Raw genomic sequence first — 14,757 nt, 5'->3', positions numbered from 1 at the left:
ATCGCTTTCGCCGCTTCACCGCGCGTCCGCCCGGGTGAGGGCGGTCGTGCGCATTAGGCTGGAAGCGCAACCACTCGGCCCCTGACGACACCTCGAGGAACCATGCGACTTCGCCCCCTTGCCCTGCTGTCCGCCGCCGCGATGCTGGCCACGACATCGGCCTGCGTGTCGACGCCCGAGGAGACCCGACCGCAGCCCCGCCCCTCGGTGAGCAAGGAGGAGGTCACCCCGATCGAGACTCCTGACGATGCACCGAAGGTGTCCATCGTCGACTCCTCCCCCGGCGGTGCGAAGGACACCGACCCGCTGTGGCAGGGTCTCGCCGAGGCGGCCGAGAAGAAGACCGAGGCCTACCTCAAGGTCTACGTGCACACCGGCAACCCCGAAGTCCCCGACTCCGGCGAGACGACCGTGACCGCCGACAGCCCCGACAGCGTCAGCGTCACCGTCGATGCGGAGAACGTCGATGACGGCGCCTCCCCGTTCCTGCTCATCCACGGCACCTTCGACGTCGAGGAGATCGGCAACTCCGCGTACACGCTCAAGACCGTCGACGACGAAGACATCCCCGAGCTCGACCCGAAGGGCCCGGACGACGAGAAACGCTGCACCGCCGATGACGCTCAGGACCGCATCGGCTTGGCCGCCGACGACCTCGCCGAGGACCCCGGCCGTCGCGAGGAGTTCCGGCAGCAGTGGGGCGGTTCGCCCCGCGTGTGGTGGGGCATTCAGAAGACCGCCATCAGCCTCGGCGAAGAGGGCGGAGTCGCCGGCGACTTCCTCACCGAAGCCTGTGGGGAGTTCCTCCAGTAGTCCCGCCGTTCCGCTCCGCCTCCGCGGTCTCTCGCCAGCCGACGCCCTGCGTGCGACGATGACACTGTGAAGATCGCCGTCATCGGAGCTGGAATCGGCGGACTCTCGGCGGCCGTGGGTCTGCAGAGAGCCGGCGCCGACGTGACCGTGTTCGAACGCGCCCCCGAGGTCAGAGCCGGAGGTTCGGGTCTGTCGATCTTCGCCAATGGACTCGCGGCCCTGGAGACTCTGGGTCTGCGCGCGGCGTTCGATGCCGTGACCGACGCCAGTGTCGAAGGTTTCACCGCAGGTCAGCGCCGCGCCGACGGAGCCTGGATCGCTCGGGTGCCCAACGATTCGGTCGGTGCACTGCGCATCGTCGACCGTGCCGACCTCCACCGCATCCTCCTCGACGCCCTGGCCCCGGGTACGGTGCGCACCGACTCCGAGGCGACCGTGACCGGCACCGACGGGACGTTGACCGTCACGGCCAGGTCCGCTGGCAGTTCGAGCACGATGGAGTCGAACGCGGACCCTGCCACCGGTGACGCCGACAAGCTCCCCGCACCGACGCCGACAACAGACTCCGATCCGACGCCGACGACAGAGGAGCGCTTCGACCTCATCATCGGGGCCGACGGACTGCACAGCCGGACCCGCACCACCGTCGACGGAGAGCCGGTGGCACCGCGGTACTCCGGGTACTCCGCGTGGCGGGGCATCACCTCGGTGCCGGTGGATCTGTCCGGTGAAGCCGGGGAATCGGTCGGGCACGGACGCCGCTTCGGCATCGCCCCGCTGGCCGACGGCCGCGTCTACTGGTTCGGTGTGGCCAACATGCCGCAGCGCGCTGTCTTCGCCGACGAGAAATCCACCGTCGAGCAGATGTTCACCGGATGGCACTGCCCCATCGCCGACCTCATCGCCGCCACCCCCGCCGAGGAGGTCCGCCGCACCGCGATCTCCGACCTCTCCCGCCGGTTGGCTCGATTCCATCGTGGCCGCGTCGTGCTGCTCGGCGATGCCGCGCATGCGATGACGCCGAACCTCGGTCAGGGCGGAGGGCAGGCCCTCGAGGACGCAGCGACGCTCACTGTCCTGCTCGCCCCGCTGCTCGGGAAGTCTCCGGGGTTTGAGGCGAATCGGCCCGGGCGAACCGAAGTGCAGGCCGCCGCCACAGGTGCGGGCCCACGCGTCGGTGTGAACCCGGACCACAACGCGGGCCCGATCGCCTCAGCACCGCCAGACCTCGCTGCGGCACTGGGCCGCTTTGATGCTCTGCGCCGCCCACGGACGCAGTCGATCGCCCAGAAATCCCGGCTGATGGGGCAGGTGTTCCAGCTCGAATCGCCGCTGCTGGCAGGACTGCGCAACGCCGTCTTCTCTGCGGTTCCGCCGCGAGTCATCGCCGCTCAGGCTGCAAGCGTCCAGAGATGGTCGCCGCCGCCGGCCTGATGCTGATGGCCGAGCGCCGCTGTCACGAGTTAAGTGTTGGAAGAATGTCGCTGGGACGCTGGTTTTCGGCATTCTTCGCACACTTAACGCATTCTCCCTGCTGCGTCGGTCTCGGCCAGCGGAGAACTCGCCCTGCGGAGAAGCCTGGTGCCGGGCCCCGAAGGCCTCAGCTGGCGGCCGACCAGGCCGGCGCTCAGCCGGCACCTGCCCAGGTCGGCGCCCAGCCGACAACAGGCCAGGACTGCTCAGCCGGCCAGGGCGCGGTTGTAGGCGTCGACGACGGCGGGCAGGAAGAAGCCCATGATCACGGCGATGGCGGTGACCAGGCAGGCCAGCCCCAGCCACAAGGAGCCGGCGATGACGCTGAAGGCGAAGACGATGACGAGCAGCTCGAAGGCGATCGCCGCCGGTCGCGCCCACCGGTGCAGACGCCAAGCGCCTCTGGCCGCGGCGCCGACTCCGGCCGCGAAGATGAGGAACATCACGGCCAGACCGATCAGCGAGGTCGCCAGCGGACCCGCGGTGATTGCCGTGATGACGAACGACACCGCCGCCCCGACCAGGGCCAGCGCCTGTATGCCGAGGACGGTCACAGGCAGCAGCATCGCCCGCGGGGTCCGAACGCCGTGCCCCTCAGGCTCCGGTGAAGGACTGGCCGCAGCGGCCCGGTCATCGCGTGAAGTCAAATGTTCACCCGGGCGAATCCGGGGATGAGGATCTCATCGAGCATGCGCTCACGCACGTCCAGCGGCAGGAAGGCAGCGGTCACGGCATTGACCGTCGCCCATTCGAGGTCGGTCTGGTTCCAGCCGGCCTCGTCGACGAGCAGACGCATCTCACGTGACACGGATGTGCCGGACATGAGCCGGTTGTCCGGGTTGATGGTGACCGCGAAGCCCAGATCCTTCAGGCCGGTGATCGGGTGGCTGGCGATGGTGCCGCCGATATCGGTCTGCAGGTTGGAGCTCGGGCACAGTTCGAGCGGGATCTGCTGGTCGAGGACCCAAGCGGCGAGGCTGCCGAGCTGACCCTGACCGTCGACGATGTCCATGTCCTCGACGATGCGCGCACCATGGCCCAGACGCTGGGCATGGCAGATGGTGACCGCCTCGTGGATGGATTCCTTGCCGGCAGCCTCGCCGGCATGGATCGTCACCGGCACATACGCCTGGTGCAGGGCGTTGAAGGCGGAGAGGTGCGACGACGGCGGGAAGCCGTTCTCGGGCCCGGCGATGTCGAAGCCGACGACACCGGAATCCGCTCCCTTCTCGCGGTGGCGGATGGCCAGTTCGGCGATCGCCAGCGAGTTGTCGGCCTGACGCATGGCCGTGATGAGCTGTCCGACGCGGATGTACTTGCCGTCGGATGCGGCTTCGGAGACACCGGCCTCCAGACCGTCCTGGACGGCTTCGACGACGGCGTCGAGTTCGAGTCCGCCTTCGAGGTGCTGTTCGGGTGCCCACCGGGCTTCGGCGTAGAACACTCCGTCGGCCACCTGGTCGAGCACCCATTCCTTGGCCACGCGGCGCAAGTTGTCCTCGCTCTGCATGACCGCCACGGTGTGCGAGAACGTCTCGAGGTAGCGGACCAGGTCACCGGAGTTCGCGGACTCGGAGAACCACCGGCGCAGCGATTCGGCGTCGGCGGCGGGCAGGGTGTGGCCGATCGAGTCGGCCAGTTCGATCATCGTCGAGGGGCGCAGACCGCCGTCGAGGTGATCATGGAGGGAGACTTTGGGCAGCTGCAGGATGGGGTCGTCCGATGCGACGCCGGCGGGTACATTCATCACCGTCTCAGCTTATCCGATGACGCGTGAGCCCCTCATCCTTTCTCCGGGTCGATCTCCCCGCTCTTGATCCGCTCCCGCAGGTCCGTGATTCCGCGCCCGGCGTCGGAGACGCGGGAGAGGAATCCGTCCTCGGCGACAATGCGCACCCCGCCGTTGTCGAGGGTGCCCCGATAGTGGCGGTCGGCGACGCGGAAGCCGCCGATCTCCTCGGGCCCGGTCTTCGGCGCGGGGGCCACCTCATCGGGATTCTTGCTCTGCGGCCAATCGGGGAACATCGTGCGCACTCCGCGGCGGACGTTCGGCTCCACGGTGGCCACGATCGTCTTGGAGAATCCGCCCGCGGTTCCGTACCAGACGATCTTCGGCAGGCTCGGCCTCTCCTCGCCGCCTTCGGGATCCTCGGTGGCCGTGGTCAGGTCAATGCGTTTCTCATCCGCCGAGGTGACCACACCCATCGCGGCGGCCGAACCGAACGGGACGAGCACGTCGACGTCGTCGTCGAAGGACCGCTCGAAGTACTCCTCCCCCGCCCCGCGGGTATCGTCGATCGCCCGGGGCGAGCCGGTCGCCGAGGCGGACCCGCCCGAGGGACGGTACGACTCCGCTGTCGGCTGGTCCTCGTCCTTCTCCTTGTTGTACAGATCGACGCCGGCGTCGAAGGCGTCCGCAATGCGTGCGGACTGCGGGAATCCGTGCGAGACGACGACGCCGACCTTTCCCGTCTCCGAGGCCGTGGCCGCGGTGTAGCCGGCGATGAACGCCGGCGGGACGAGGTCGAAATCCATGCTCAGTACGTTCTTCGGCAGGTCGTCGGTGCCGCTGGAGACCCCGAGGAACAGATCGTCGGGGTGGGCCGCGGCGAAGTCCACGAGTTCGTCCGCTCCGCCGGGCCCGATGACCGTGGTCAGTGCACAGTCATGTCTGTGCATCCGATCCAATGCCGCTGAGGTGGTCGACCCGCCCGAGACGCGTTGACTCGAGGTGCCGGAGAAGACCCCGGCCCCGCGAGCCAGTTCCGTCTCCTCGAGGGTCAGCGCACCGGCGGAGTGATCATCGAAGCCGGCCGGAGCCGAGACGAGGCAGCCCAGCCTCTCCTCCTCGAAGGCTTCGGGGGCAGTGACGGAGCAGCCGGTCAGCACCAGTGCGCTCACCGCGGCGAAGGCGGCGGTGGAGGTGCTGCGGGCTCTGCGACTCATGGCATCTAGATTATCGGCCCGGCGCCTCGGCCGGATAATCAGCGATTGCGGTCGAGGACCTTGAGCGCGGTGGCCGTGAAGACGCGGGCGGCGATTTCCACGGCACGTTCGTCGATGAGCAGATCACCCTGATGGATGTCGTAGGTGATGCCGCCGGGTGTGCGGGTGCCCAGGCGGATGAGCGCTCCCGGGCAGTGGGTGAGGTACCAGGCGAAGTCCTCCCCGCCCATCGACTGCGGGGTCAGCTGGACGGAGTTCTCGCCGAGCTCCCCGCGGACGGCGGATTCGATGAGGGTGACCTGGTCTTCGGTGTTGACCACCGGTGGGACGCCTCGGCGATGTTCGAGGTCGACCTCGACTCCGTAGGGACCGGCGATGCGATCGACGAGCTCGGGCAGCACCTCGGCGACCTGGTTCCAGCCGTCGACGTCGAGGCAGCGCAGGGTCCCGCGCAGGATCCCCTCGCTGGGGACGACGTTCGCGGCATGGCCGGCGCTGATCTCGCCCCACACCAGAGAGATCGCGTGCCTCGGGTCGATCAGACGGCCGAGGGTCGAGGGCAGGTCGGTGGCGAGTTTGCCGAGGGCGTAGACGAGGTCCTCGGTCAGGTGCGGACGCGAGGTGTGCCCGCCGTGACCGGACAGGCGGATGATGACGGTGTCACCGGCGGCGGTGATGGCGCCGATGCGTGAGCCGACCTTGCCGATGTCGACGTTCGGGTCGCAGTGGACGGCGTAGACCTCGGGCACCTCGTCGAGGACGCCTTGGGAGATCACGCGCAGCGCACCACCGGGGGTGACCTCCTCACCGGGCTGGAAGATCAGACGCACCCGTCCTCCGAGTCCGCCGGGCCGTGATTCATGGGTCTTCTGCAGGGCGATGCCTGCACCGATGAGGGATGTCAGGTGGACGTCGTGGCCGCAGGCATGAGCGACGCCGGGAACGGTGGATCGGAATTGCTCATCGATGAGGTCGTCGACGGGCAGGGCGTCGATATCGGCCCGCAGTCCCACGGCCACCGGTCCTTCGCCGACGTCGCAGACGACTCCGGTGCCTTCGAGGCGCCGAGGCTGCAGGCCGGCGGCCTCGAGGCGGGCGACGATCTTGTCGGTGGTTTCGAACTCCTGGAAGGACAGTTCCGGATGGGCATGGATGTCGCGGCGGAAATCGATGAGTTCTGCACCGATCTCAGCGATTGTCGAGCTGATCACGTCGGGTCCTTCAGAGCGGGGAGGTCGGGGATGGGCGATGTCGGACATTTCAAGCAATGCTAGGCACTCGATGTCATAAATGTGCCCATTGCGACCAATTTCGACATACTTCCCGCTTCGGTCCCCGCACGCCCGAGGCGACCCTTCGGATCAGAGTCCCCCGCACACCCCGAGGCGGCCGGTCGCCTCAGAGCAGTTCGTCGAGTCCGCGCTCACCGGCGACGGAGACGGCCTTCTTCACGTCCTGGGCGTGCGAGCGGGAGGTGATGAGCAGGACGTCGTCGGTGTCGACGACGACGAGGTCTTCGAGTCCGACGATCGCCACGGTCCGCGGCCCTTCGGAGAACACGACTCCCGAGGCATCGACCTCGAGCAGGTCGGTGTTCCCGCCGATCGAGATCACGCCGCGCGGCTCCCCGGGGACCGGCTGGCGCAATCGAGCCACCGAATCGAAGTCGCCGACGTCGTCCCAGCCGAAGTCGCCGGGGATGACGATGACGCGACCGGCCGCGGCCGCTGGTTCGGCCACCACATAGTCGATGGCTCGCTTCTCCAGTCCGGGCCACACGGCGCCGAGGACCTCGTCGTGGTCGGGGGTGTCCCAGGCCTCGGCGATCCGGGCGAGTCCGGAGTACAGGGCGGGGTCCTCCTCGGCGAGGATGTCGAGCAGGGAGGAGGCCTTGGCGATGAACATGCCGGCGTTCCAGCGGTAGCGTCCGGAGTTCACATACTGACGAGCCGTGCTCGCCTCCGGCTTCTCCGCGAACGCCCGAGCCCTGCGGGCCGTGGGCGCCCCGTCGAGTCCCAGCAGGTCACCGGTCTCGATATAGCCGTAGGCGGTGGCGGGATTGCGGGGCATGATGCCGATCGTGACGATGTCCCCGGTCTCTGCGGCCGCGACGGCCTGATCGATGACGAGGCGGAATTCGTCGACGTTCGTGATCGAATGGTCGGCAGAGAACGAACCGACGATGGCCTCGGGGTCCTCGCGGGCGATGAGCATGGCGGCCAGTCCGATGGCGGCAGCGGAATCCTTCGGCGAAGGTTCGGTGATGATCTGGCCGCGTGCGATATGCGGCAGCTGCGCGGCGACCTGATCGAGGTGGCTCTCACCGGTCACCACCCAGACTCTGTCTTCGCCGACGATCGGCGCGACCCTGTCCCAGGTGGCCTGGATGAGGCTGCGACCGAGACCGAGGACATCGTGGAGGAACTTCGGCGTCGCCCGACGCGACAGCGGCCACAGGCGCGTTCCGGATCCGCCGGCGGGGATGATGGCGTGGAAGTGCGTGTTCACGATTTCAGTGTCTCAGAGTTCGGGCATGCCTTCCCCGAGGTTGCCCGCCGTGTCGGACGGGCCGATCCTCAGGTCTTCGGTGGGGAGATCCCCACCTCGGGGCCGCCTCGGTGATGGTTCGCCTGAGTTCCGGGCCGTCCAGGTCAGGCCGTGTACATAATCATTTAGCGCATACGGCTGTGATGTAAATGAAAATTCGTGAGACGGTGAATCCCAGTTTTGAGGGAATTGCCAGGGTTGTCGTGTGATCCGCGACGCTCAGCCGTGTCCCAACTGGCACGGAAGCGGTCTTCGGCGTAGTTTCTAGACGTACACACCCGAATATTCAAGATGGAGGATGCTCCGTGGCCAAAGCGTCTACGGGCACTCTGTACCGAGGAAACGAAGGAATGTGGTCCTGGGTCGCGCATCGCGTCACAGGCGTCGGAATCTTCTTCTTCCTTCTGGTCCACGTGCTCGATACTGCACTCGTCCGCGTCTCGCCCGAGGCCTACAACGCAGTGATCGGAACCTATAAGACACCGGTCATGGCATTCGGTGAGATCGCGCTCGTCGCCGCCATCGCATTCCATGCGTTCAACGGTCTGCGCGTCATTCTCGTCGATTTCTCGAAGAGTGGCCCGAAAAATCAGAAGAAGCTGTTCTGGGGAGTCATGGTTGTGTGGCTCATCATCATGATCGCCTTCATTCCCCGCCAGCTGATGCACACCTTCGGAGGCTGACATGAGCACAACATCGATTCCGGCCCCGCGGACCGGCTACTCCCGGCACAAATCCACGCGTTCGAAGTTCGAGATGTTCGCATGGCTGTTCATGCGCATCTCCGGCGTCGTCCTCGTCATCCTCATCTTCGGCCACCTGTTCGTGAATCTGTGGGTCGGCGACGGCGTCCAGGCCATCGACTTCGGCTTCGTCGCAGGCAAGTGGGCCAGCCCGTTCTGGCAGATCTGGGATCTGCTCATGCTGTGGCTGGCGATGCTGCACGGCACCAACGGTCTGCGCACCATCATCATGGACTACTCCGAGAAGCCCGGCACACGCATGTCCCTGCAGGTGATCCTCTACATCGCCTCGGTCATCGTCATCGTGCTCGGCACGCTCGTCATCTTCACGTTCGATCCCTGCCCGGCCGGAGCGGACCCCTCGGTCCTGGCTGAGTTCTGCAAGGCCTAAAGGAGAAACATGCAGGTACATCATTACGACGTCGTCATCGTCGGCGCCGGCGGCGCCGGCATGCGTGCGGCGATCGAGTCGGGCCAGCGTGCCCGCACCGCCGTTCTCACCAAGCTCTATCCCACCCGCTCGCACACCGGCGCCGCCCAGGGCGGCATGTGCGCCGCACTGGCGAACGTGGAAGAGGACAACTGGGAATGGCACACCTTCGACACCGTCAAGGGCGGTGACTACCTCGTCGACCAGGACGCCGCCGAGGTGATGGCCAAGGAAGCCATCGACGCCGTCCTCGACCTCGAGAAGATGGGGCTGCCGTTCAACCGCACCCCCGAGGGCAAGATCGACCAGCGTCGCTTCGGCGGACACACCCGCGACCACGGCAAGTCCGCCGTGCGCCGCTCCTGCTACGCCGCCGACCGCACCGGTCACATGATCCTCCAGACCCTGTACCAACAGTGCGTCAAGCACGGCGTGGAGTTCTACAACGAGTTCTACGTCCTCGACCTCATCATGACCGAGGTCGACGGGGTCAAGCGCCCTGCCGGCGTCGTGTCCTACGAACTGGCCACCGGTGAGATCCACGTCTTCCAGGCCAAGTCGGTCGTCTTCGCCACCGGCGGTGTCGGCAAGGTCTTCAAGACCACCTCGAACGCCCACACCCTGACCGGTGACGGCATGGCCGTGACCTACAACCGCGGCATTCCGCTGGAGGACATGGAGTTCTTCCAGTTCCACCCCACAGGCCTCGCCGGCCTGGGCATCCTGCTGTCCGAGGCGGCCCGTGGTGAGGGCGGAATCCTGCGCAACTCCGAGGGTGAGCGCTTCATGGAGCGCTACGCCCCCACGATCAAGGACCTCGCCCCGCGTGACATCGTGGCCCGTTCGATGGCCAACGAAGTCCGCGAAGGCCGCGGCTGCGGACCGAACAAGGATTACGTCCTGCTCGACCTCACTCACCTCGAGCCCTCGCATATCGACGAGAAGCTGCCCGACATCACCGAGTTCGCTCGCACCTACCTCGGTGTCGAGCCCTACACGGAGCCGGTGCCCGTCTTCCCGACCGCGCACTACGCGATGGGCGGCGTGCCGACGAACATCAAGGCCGAGGTGCTCGCCGACAACGACAACGTCATCCCGGGCCTCTACGCAGCCGGTGAGGTCGCCTGCGTGTCCGTGCACGGTTCGAACCGTCTGGGCACGAACTCGCTGCTCGACATCAACGTCTTCGGCAAGCGCGCCGGCATCGCCGCCGCGGAATACGCGAAGACCGCCGAGGTCGTCGATCTGCCGGAGAACCCGGAGACCGAGGTCGTCGAGATGCTCGAGAAGATGCGCACCTCGGACGGCACCGAACGCATCGCCGCCATCCGCAAGGACCTGCAGGACCTCATGGACGCCAACGTCCAGGTGTTCCGCACCGACGAGACTCTCCGGTCTGCTCTGGACGAGATCGCGAAGCTGCGCGAACGCTACAACAACGTCGGCATCCAGGACCGCGGCAAGCGCTACAACCTCGATCTGCTCGAGGCCGTCGAGCTCGGCTTCCTGCTTGAGCTCGCCGAGGTCATCTCTGTCGCCGCGATCCACCGCAAGGAATCGCGTGGAGGACACTTCCGCGAGGACTTCCCGGATCGTGACGACGAGAACTTCATGCACCACACGATGACCTACCTCGATCCCGAAGCGGAGACCGACGGCATCAAGGGCATGCGTCTGGAGACGAAGCCCGTCATCGTCACCCGTTACCAGCCGATGGAGCGTAAGTACTGATGAGCACCGATACCACCCCAGAGCCAGCGTCGAAGATCGACCTGCCCACCCATGTGTCAGGCGAAGGCGGAACCATCCCGTCCTTCGACTGCACCTTCCGGATCGCCCGTTTCGACCCCGAGGTCGACTCTGAGCCGCACTGGGAGGAATACAACGTCACGATGTACGGCACCGACCGTGTGCTGGATGCTCTCCACAAGATCAAGTGGGAGATCGACGGCTCGCTGTCCTTCCGTCGTTCCTGCGCCCACGGCGTCTGCGGTTCCGATGCGATGCGCATCAACGGCCGCAACCGCCTGGCCTGCAAGACGCTGCTCAAGGACCTCGACACGTCCAAGACGATCACCGTCGAGGCGATCAAGGGCCTTCCGCTCGAGAAGGACATGATCGTCGACATGGAGCCCTTCTTCCAGTCGTACCGCGAGGTCATGCCGTTCCTCGTCACCTCGGGACACGAGCCCACGCGTGAGCGTCTGCAGTCGGCCGAACAGCGCGCCGCCTTCGACGACACCACGAAGTGCATCCTCTGCGCTGCGTGCACCTCATCGTGCCCCGTGTTCTGGACCGACGGCCAGTACTTCGGTCCGGCCGCGATCGTCAACGCGCACCGTTTCATCTTCGATTCGCGTGACGAAGGCGGAGACATGCGCCTCGAGGTCCTCAACGACAAGGAAGGCGTGTGGCGCTGCCGCACCACCTTCAACTGCACCGAGGCCTGCCCTCGCGGCATCGAGATCACCAAGGCCATCGCCGAGGTGAAGCAGGCGATCCTCCAGCGCGCGTTCTGATCGCGTCAGCCTGAGTCAGACTGCAGCGGCCCCGCACCACATGGTGCGGGGCCGCTTTCGTCTGTGCCGATTGCACGGGAGCTGCCGCCTCGGTGGGAGGGGTGCCGCCTCGACGGCGTTCCGACCGTGTTTCGGTACACATTTCTCTCAAGTGCACAGCGAGGAACCTGAGTAGTCCGGAAGAATCTGTGCCAATCACTGACCTGACCTGGCGGGTCCGCCTCGGTGCTGGTTCGTCCCAGTGAGGGAAACCTGAGGACGCGTCGAGTGCGGCGAAAGTAGACTGGGGCGCATGCGTTTCACCCGCTCGACCGCTTCCTCACCACGCGCCCTGGCCATGTGCGTTTTCGGCATCGTCGCCGCACTGCTGGTGCTCGCCGCTCAGCTCGCCCACTCCCCCGCACGCGCGCAGGCTGCGCCCCAGCCGGCGGAGACGACGGCACCGGCGTATGTCAGCCCCGACGACCTCGGCGATGGTGCGAAGCCGCCGAAGCCGACAGGCACGTCCTGGCTCGTGGGCGACCTCGACTCCGGGGAGCTGCATGTGGCGAAGAACGTGGAGAAGCGGCACGCTCCGGCCTCGACGATCAAGCTGCTCACGGCTCTGGCGCTCGTCGACGAGTTCGATGACAAGAAGAAGAAAGTGACCGCCGAGTTCGAGGACATGGAAGTCGATGGGACGAAGGTCGGTCTCATGCAGACGAACAAGTACTCCATCGATCTGCTCTTCCACGCGATGCTGATGTCGAGTGCCAATGATGCGGCGAATGCTCTGGGCCGAGCCGCTGGCGGACAGGACAAGGCCGTGAAGCTGATGAACGAGAAAGCCGCGGAGCTGGGCCTGTCGAACACGCAGGCGAAGAACACCTCGGGACTGGATGCGAAAGGCCAGTACACGAGCGCTGAAGACCTCATGAAGCTCGCGTGGGCGGTGTGCGAGGACGACTACCTGATGAAGGTCATCGGGACCGAGACCTATAAGTTCCCGGGCGGGAAGAACCCGCAGACGAAAGAGAAGTTCAAGGGCTACGAGATCCAGAATCACACGAAGATCGTCGGCCAGGTCGACGGCGGGCTCGGACTGAAGAACGGGTTCACCCGGGCTGCGAAGGGCTCCTATGTGGCCGTGGCCGAACGCGATGGACACCGCGTGGTCGCGACGATGCTCGGCATCGACAACAACTCCCGCCAGGTCGCCACTGACCTCCTCGAATGGGATTTCGCGCAGAAGGACCCGAAATCGCTGCAGACCGTTCCCGTAGGGGTTCAGGCCACCGCCGAGGCGGACCCGACCGCCACGGGAAGCTCGAGTGATGCCGGTGGTGCCGAATCAGATTCGAGTGGCGCGACCGCGACTCAGGAGTCAGGTGAGTCGGAGGAGTCGATGACTTCCCAGACCGTCGGTGTGGCTCTGGACAATCCCCTTGCGCTCGGCCTCCTGGCCGGCGGGATCGTGCTGTTCATCATCACCGTGGTGCTCTGGCTGCGAGTCCGGGCGCGGATGCAGGGGCGACGATAAGGGAAATCAGGGCCGCCTCGGCGAGAGTTCAGCGAACCTGACTCGAGGTCTCTGAACTCGAGTGGACAACCCGAGCATGCGCGCGCTATGCTTGTTCTTAGCGTTCGAAGTTGTCCGCATTCATCGAACCGATCGTTGCGTTGCTCCTGACGACTAGCTTTTGAAGTCGTAGGCCCCGATCGTGGTTCGACTTTGCAGATGAATGTTCCGGACACTGTGTCTCTTCGAATCGCAGATCCCCATGGCGATCACCCAATCGCCGACTTGAGAACCTGAAGAATAGCGCGCGTCGTTGCCTGCTATTCACAACTGAAGAAAGGAGGGAACCATGTCTGAGTTCCCACAGTGGGTCCAGCGCGGACTCGCACACGCAGGAATGATCGATCCCCGGATCAGCCACCAGGCTCCCGGCGAGATCACGATCGAGGATGCGACCGGTCGCCTCGTGCTGTTCACCGGCTCCTCGCTGCGTGAGATCACGCCGATGGCCGCCGCCTGACTCGACGACGGTCACCCTGATCTGCAGGGATCAGGTTTGCCCACGCGGGCCGGCCTGATCCGCACCGATTGAGAAGACGCCCACTTGCTGCCGGGTTTTAAGCAGCAGGTGGGCGTCTGTCATTCACCGCCGAATCGATCGCGGCACAATCTATTACGTCCAAGACAAACGGCCCATCCGAGCATGCTTGCTCGAATGGGCCGTATCGGTATCTGTGGTGCGCGGGATCAGAAGTCCCAGTCGTCGTCTTCGGTGTTCTCGGCCTTGCCGATGACGTAGGACGAACCCGAACCAGAGAAGAAGTCGTGGTTCTCATCGCTGCCGGGTGAGAGCGCCGCGAGGATGGCCGGGTTGACCTTCGTGACCTCCTTGGGGAACATCGCTTCGTAGCCGAGGTTCATCAGCGCCTTGTTGGCGTTGTAGTGGAGGAACATCTTGCAGTCCTCGGCCAGACCCACCGAATCGTAGATGTCGTGGGTGTAGGCGACCTCGTTCTCGTAGAGCTCGAAGAGGAGGTTCATCGTGTAGTCCTTGAGCTCCTGCTTACGCTCTTCGGACTGCGACTCCAGACCCTTCTGGTATTTGTAGCCGATGTAATAGCCGTGCACAGCCTCGTCGCGGATGATCAGACGGATGAGGTCAGCGGTGTTCGTCAGTTTCGCGTGCGCCGACCAGTACATGGGCAGGTAGAAGCCGGAGTAGAAGAGGAACGACTCGAGCAGCGTGGACGCGACCTTGCGCTTGAGCGGATCGTCACCCCGGTAGTAGCTGAGGATGATGTCGGCCTTGGACTGCAGGTACTTGTTCTCACGCGACCAGCGGAAGGCCTCGTCGATCTCCTTCGTCGAGCACAGGGTCGAGAAGATCGAGGAGTAGGACTTCGCGTGCACGCTCTCCATGAACGCGATGTTCGTCAGCACTGCCTCTTCGTGCGGTGTCACCGCATCCGGGATGAGCGAGATCGCGCCGACGGTTCCCTGGATCGTGTCGAGCAGGGTCAGACCGGTGAACACGCGCATCGTCAGCGTCTTCTCGTCGTCGGTCAGAGTCGCCCAGGACTGGATGTCGTTGCTCAGCGGGACCTTCTCCGGCAGCCAGAAGTTGCCGGTCAGGCGATCCCAGACCTCATCATCGATCGGATCGACGACACGGTTCCAGTTGATGGCATCGACATGCGATGCCAGAGTCAGATTCTCCAACGCTTTCTCTCTTCCCAAAGTGTTGTTCGTCGTGAACACGAGTTGTCTGCGCAGCAGACGAAAGTCATG

At 65.4% G+C, this 14,757-nt stretch carries 14 protein-coding genes; 8 read left to right on the top strand and 6 right to left on the bottom strand.

Features of this window, described 5'->3' with window-relative positions:
* Positions 1 to 102 precede the first annotated feature (102 nt).
* Together GUY37_RS05590 and GUY37_RS05585 are read left to right on the top strand one after the other, a co-directional pair.
* A complete protein-coding gene (locus tag GUY37_RS05590) occupies positions 103 to 813 on the top strand; it encodes a hypothetical protein (RefSeq protein WP_166823241.1) in 711 nt (236 codons plus the stop codon).
* Positions 814 to 879: 66 nt separating this feature from the next.
* Complete coding sequence (locus GUY37_RS05585; protein WP_166823238.1) at positions 880 to 2,247, top strand: FAD-dependent oxidoreductase; 1,368 nt, start codon at positions 880 to 882, stop codon at positions 2,245 to 2,247.
* A gap of 245 nt (positions 2,248 to 2,492) precedes the next feature.
* Here GUY37_RS05585 and GUY37_RS05580 read toward each other — a convergent pair whose 3' ends face one another.
* The 5 genes from GUY37_RS05580 to GUY37_RS05560 all read right to left on the bottom strand — a co-directional run bounded on the left by GUY37_RS05580 (position 2,493) and on the right by GUY37_RS05560 (position 7,740).
* A complete protein-coding gene (locus GUY37_RS05580; RefSeq protein WP_228278383.1) occupies positions 2,493 to 2,933 on the bottom strand; it encodes a hypothetical protein in 441 nt (146 codons plus the stop codon).
* Positions 2,930 to 4,033 carry an adenosine deaminase gene (locus GUY37_RS05575; protein WP_152348353.1) on the bottom strand — a complete coding sequence of 368 codons (1,104 nt, stop codon included), beginning with the start codon at positions 4,031 to 4,033 and terminating at the stop codon, positions 2,930 to 2,932. Before GUY37_RS05575 ends, GUY37_RS05580 begins: the two co-directional genes overlap by 4 nt.
* Before the next feature lie 35 nt (positions 4,034 to 4,068).
* Complete coding sequence (locus GUY37_RS05570; RefSeq protein WP_166823235.1) at positions 4,069 to 5,232, bottom strand: BMP family ABC transporter substrate-binding protein; 1,164 nt, start codon at positions 5,230 to 5,232, stop codon at positions 4,069 to 4,071.
* Positions 5,233 to 5,270: 38 nt separating this feature from the next.
* Positions 5,271 to 6,443 carry an amidohydrolase gene (locus GUY37_RS05565; protein ID WP_166823232.1) on the bottom strand — a complete coding sequence of 391 codons (1,173 nt, stop codon included), beginning with the start codon at positions 6,441 to 6,443 and terminating at the stop codon, positions 5,271 to 5,273.
* Between the two features lie 187 nt (positions 6,444 to 6,630).
* Complete coding sequence (locus GUY37_RS05560) at positions 6,631 to 7,740, bottom strand: mannose-1-phosphate guanylyltransferase (protein WP_166823229.1); 1,110 nt, start codon at positions 7,738 to 7,740, stop codon at positions 6,631 to 6,633.
* A 344-nt stretch (positions 7,741 to 8,084) separates the two neighbouring features.
* On the opposite strand from GUY37_RS05560, the gene sdhC reads away from it, so the two are divergent.
* The 6 genes from sdhC (at position 8,085) to GUY37_RS05530 (ending at position 13,489) form a co-directional block, all read left to right on the top strand.
* Positions 8,085 to 8,462 carry a succinate dehydrogenase, cytochrome b556 subunit gene (sdhC, locus tag GUY37_RS05555; protein WP_081770431.1) on the top strand — a complete coding sequence of 126 codons (378 nt, stop codon included), beginning with the start codon at positions 8,085 to 8,087 and terminating at the stop codon, positions 8,460 to 8,462.
* Between the two features lies 1 nt (position 8,463).
* Positions 8,464 to 8,913 (top strand): succinate dehydrogenase hydrophobic membrane anchor subunit, encoded by a 450-nt coding sequence (locus tag GUY37_RS05550; protein ID WP_166823226.1) that lies wholly within the window; start codon positions 8,464 to 8,466, stop codon positions 8,911 to 8,913.
* A 9-nt stretch (positions 8,914 to 8,922) separates the two neighbouring features.
* On the top strand, positions 8,923 to 10,683 hold the full coding sequence (sdhA, locus tag GUY37_RS05545) for a succinate dehydrogenase flavoprotein subunit (RefSeq protein WP_166823223.1): 1,761 nt from the start codon (positions 8,923 to 8,925) through the stop codon (positions 10,681 to 10,683).
* Positions 10,683 to 11,471: a succinate dehydrogenase iron-sulfur subunit gene (locus GUY37_RS05540; protein ID WP_039209761.1), complete on the top strand. Its 789-nt coding sequence runs from the start codon at positions 10,683 to 10,685 to the stop codon at positions 11,469 to 11,471. The genes sdhA and GUY37_RS05540 overlap by 1 nt, the downstream gene beginning before the upstream one ends.
* Before the next feature lie 292 nt (positions 11,472 to 11,763).
* Entirely contained in the window at positions 11,764 to 12,990 is a 1,227-nt protein-coding gene (locus GUY37_RS05535) for a D-alanyl-D-alanine carboxypeptidase family protein (protein ID WP_166823220.1), read from the top strand.
* A 328-nt stretch (positions 12,991 to 13,318) separates the two neighbouring features.
* Positions 13,319 to 13,489: a hypothetical protein gene (locus GUY37_RS05530; RefSeq protein ID WP_166823217.1), complete on the top strand. Its 171-nt coding sequence runs from the start codon at positions 13,319 to 13,321 to the stop codon at positions 13,487 to 13,489.
* Positions 13,490 to 13,716: 227 nt separating this feature from the next.
* Here the strand turns inward: GUY37_RS05530 and nrdF are convergent, their stop codons facing one another.
* Complete coding sequence (nrdF, locus tag GUY37_RS05525) at positions 13,717 to 14,688, bottom strand: class 1b ribonucleoside-diphosphate reductase subunit beta (protein WP_166823215.1); 972 nt, start codon at positions 14,686 to 14,688, stop codon at positions 13,717 to 13,719.
* Positions 14,689 to 14,757: the final 69 nt, after the last annotated feature.

It is taken from the genome of Brevibacterium limosum (assembly GCF_011617705.1).
Taxonomy (GTDB): domain Bacteria; phylum Actinomycetota; class Actinomycetes; order Actinomycetales; family Brevibacteriaceae; genus Brevibacterium; species Brevibacterium limosum.
This window is presented reverse-complemented; position numbering and strand designations above follow the sequence as displayed.

Bases quoted from the DNA above. Each gene is read 5' to 3' on its own strand.
- GUY37_RS05590 (WP_166823241.1), top strand. From the start codon at position 103: ATGCGACTTCGCCCCCTTGCCCTGCTGTCCGCCGCCGCGATGCTGGCC.
- GUY37_RS05575 (WP_152348353.1), bottom strand. From the start codon at position 4,033: ATGAATGTACCCGCCGGCGTCGCATCGGACGACCCCATCCTGCAGCTG.
- GUY37_RS05570 (WP_166823235.1), bottom strand. From the start codon at position 5,232: ATGAGTCGCAGAGCCCGCAGCACCTCCACCGCCGCCTTCGCCGCGGTG.
- GUY37_RS05550 (WP_166823226.1), top strand. From the start codon at position 8,464: ATGAGCACAACATCGATTCCGGCCCCGCGGACCGGCTACTCCCGGCAC.
- sdhA (WP_166823223.1), top strand. From the start codon at position 8,923: ATGCAGGTACATCATTACGACGTCGTCATCGTCGGCGCCGGCGGCGCC.
- GUY37_RS05540 (WP_039209761.1), top strand. From the start codon at position 10,683: ATGAGCACCGATACCACCCCAGAGCCAGCGTCGAAGATCGACCTGCCC.
- GUY37_RS05535 (WP_166823220.1), top strand. From the start codon at position 11,764: ATGCGTTTCACCCGCTCGACCGCTTCCTCACCACGCGCCCTGGCCATG.
- GUY37_RS05530 (WP_166823217.1), top strand. From the start codon at position 13,319: ATGTCTGAGTTCCCACAGTGGGTCCAGCGCGGACTCGCACACGCAGGA.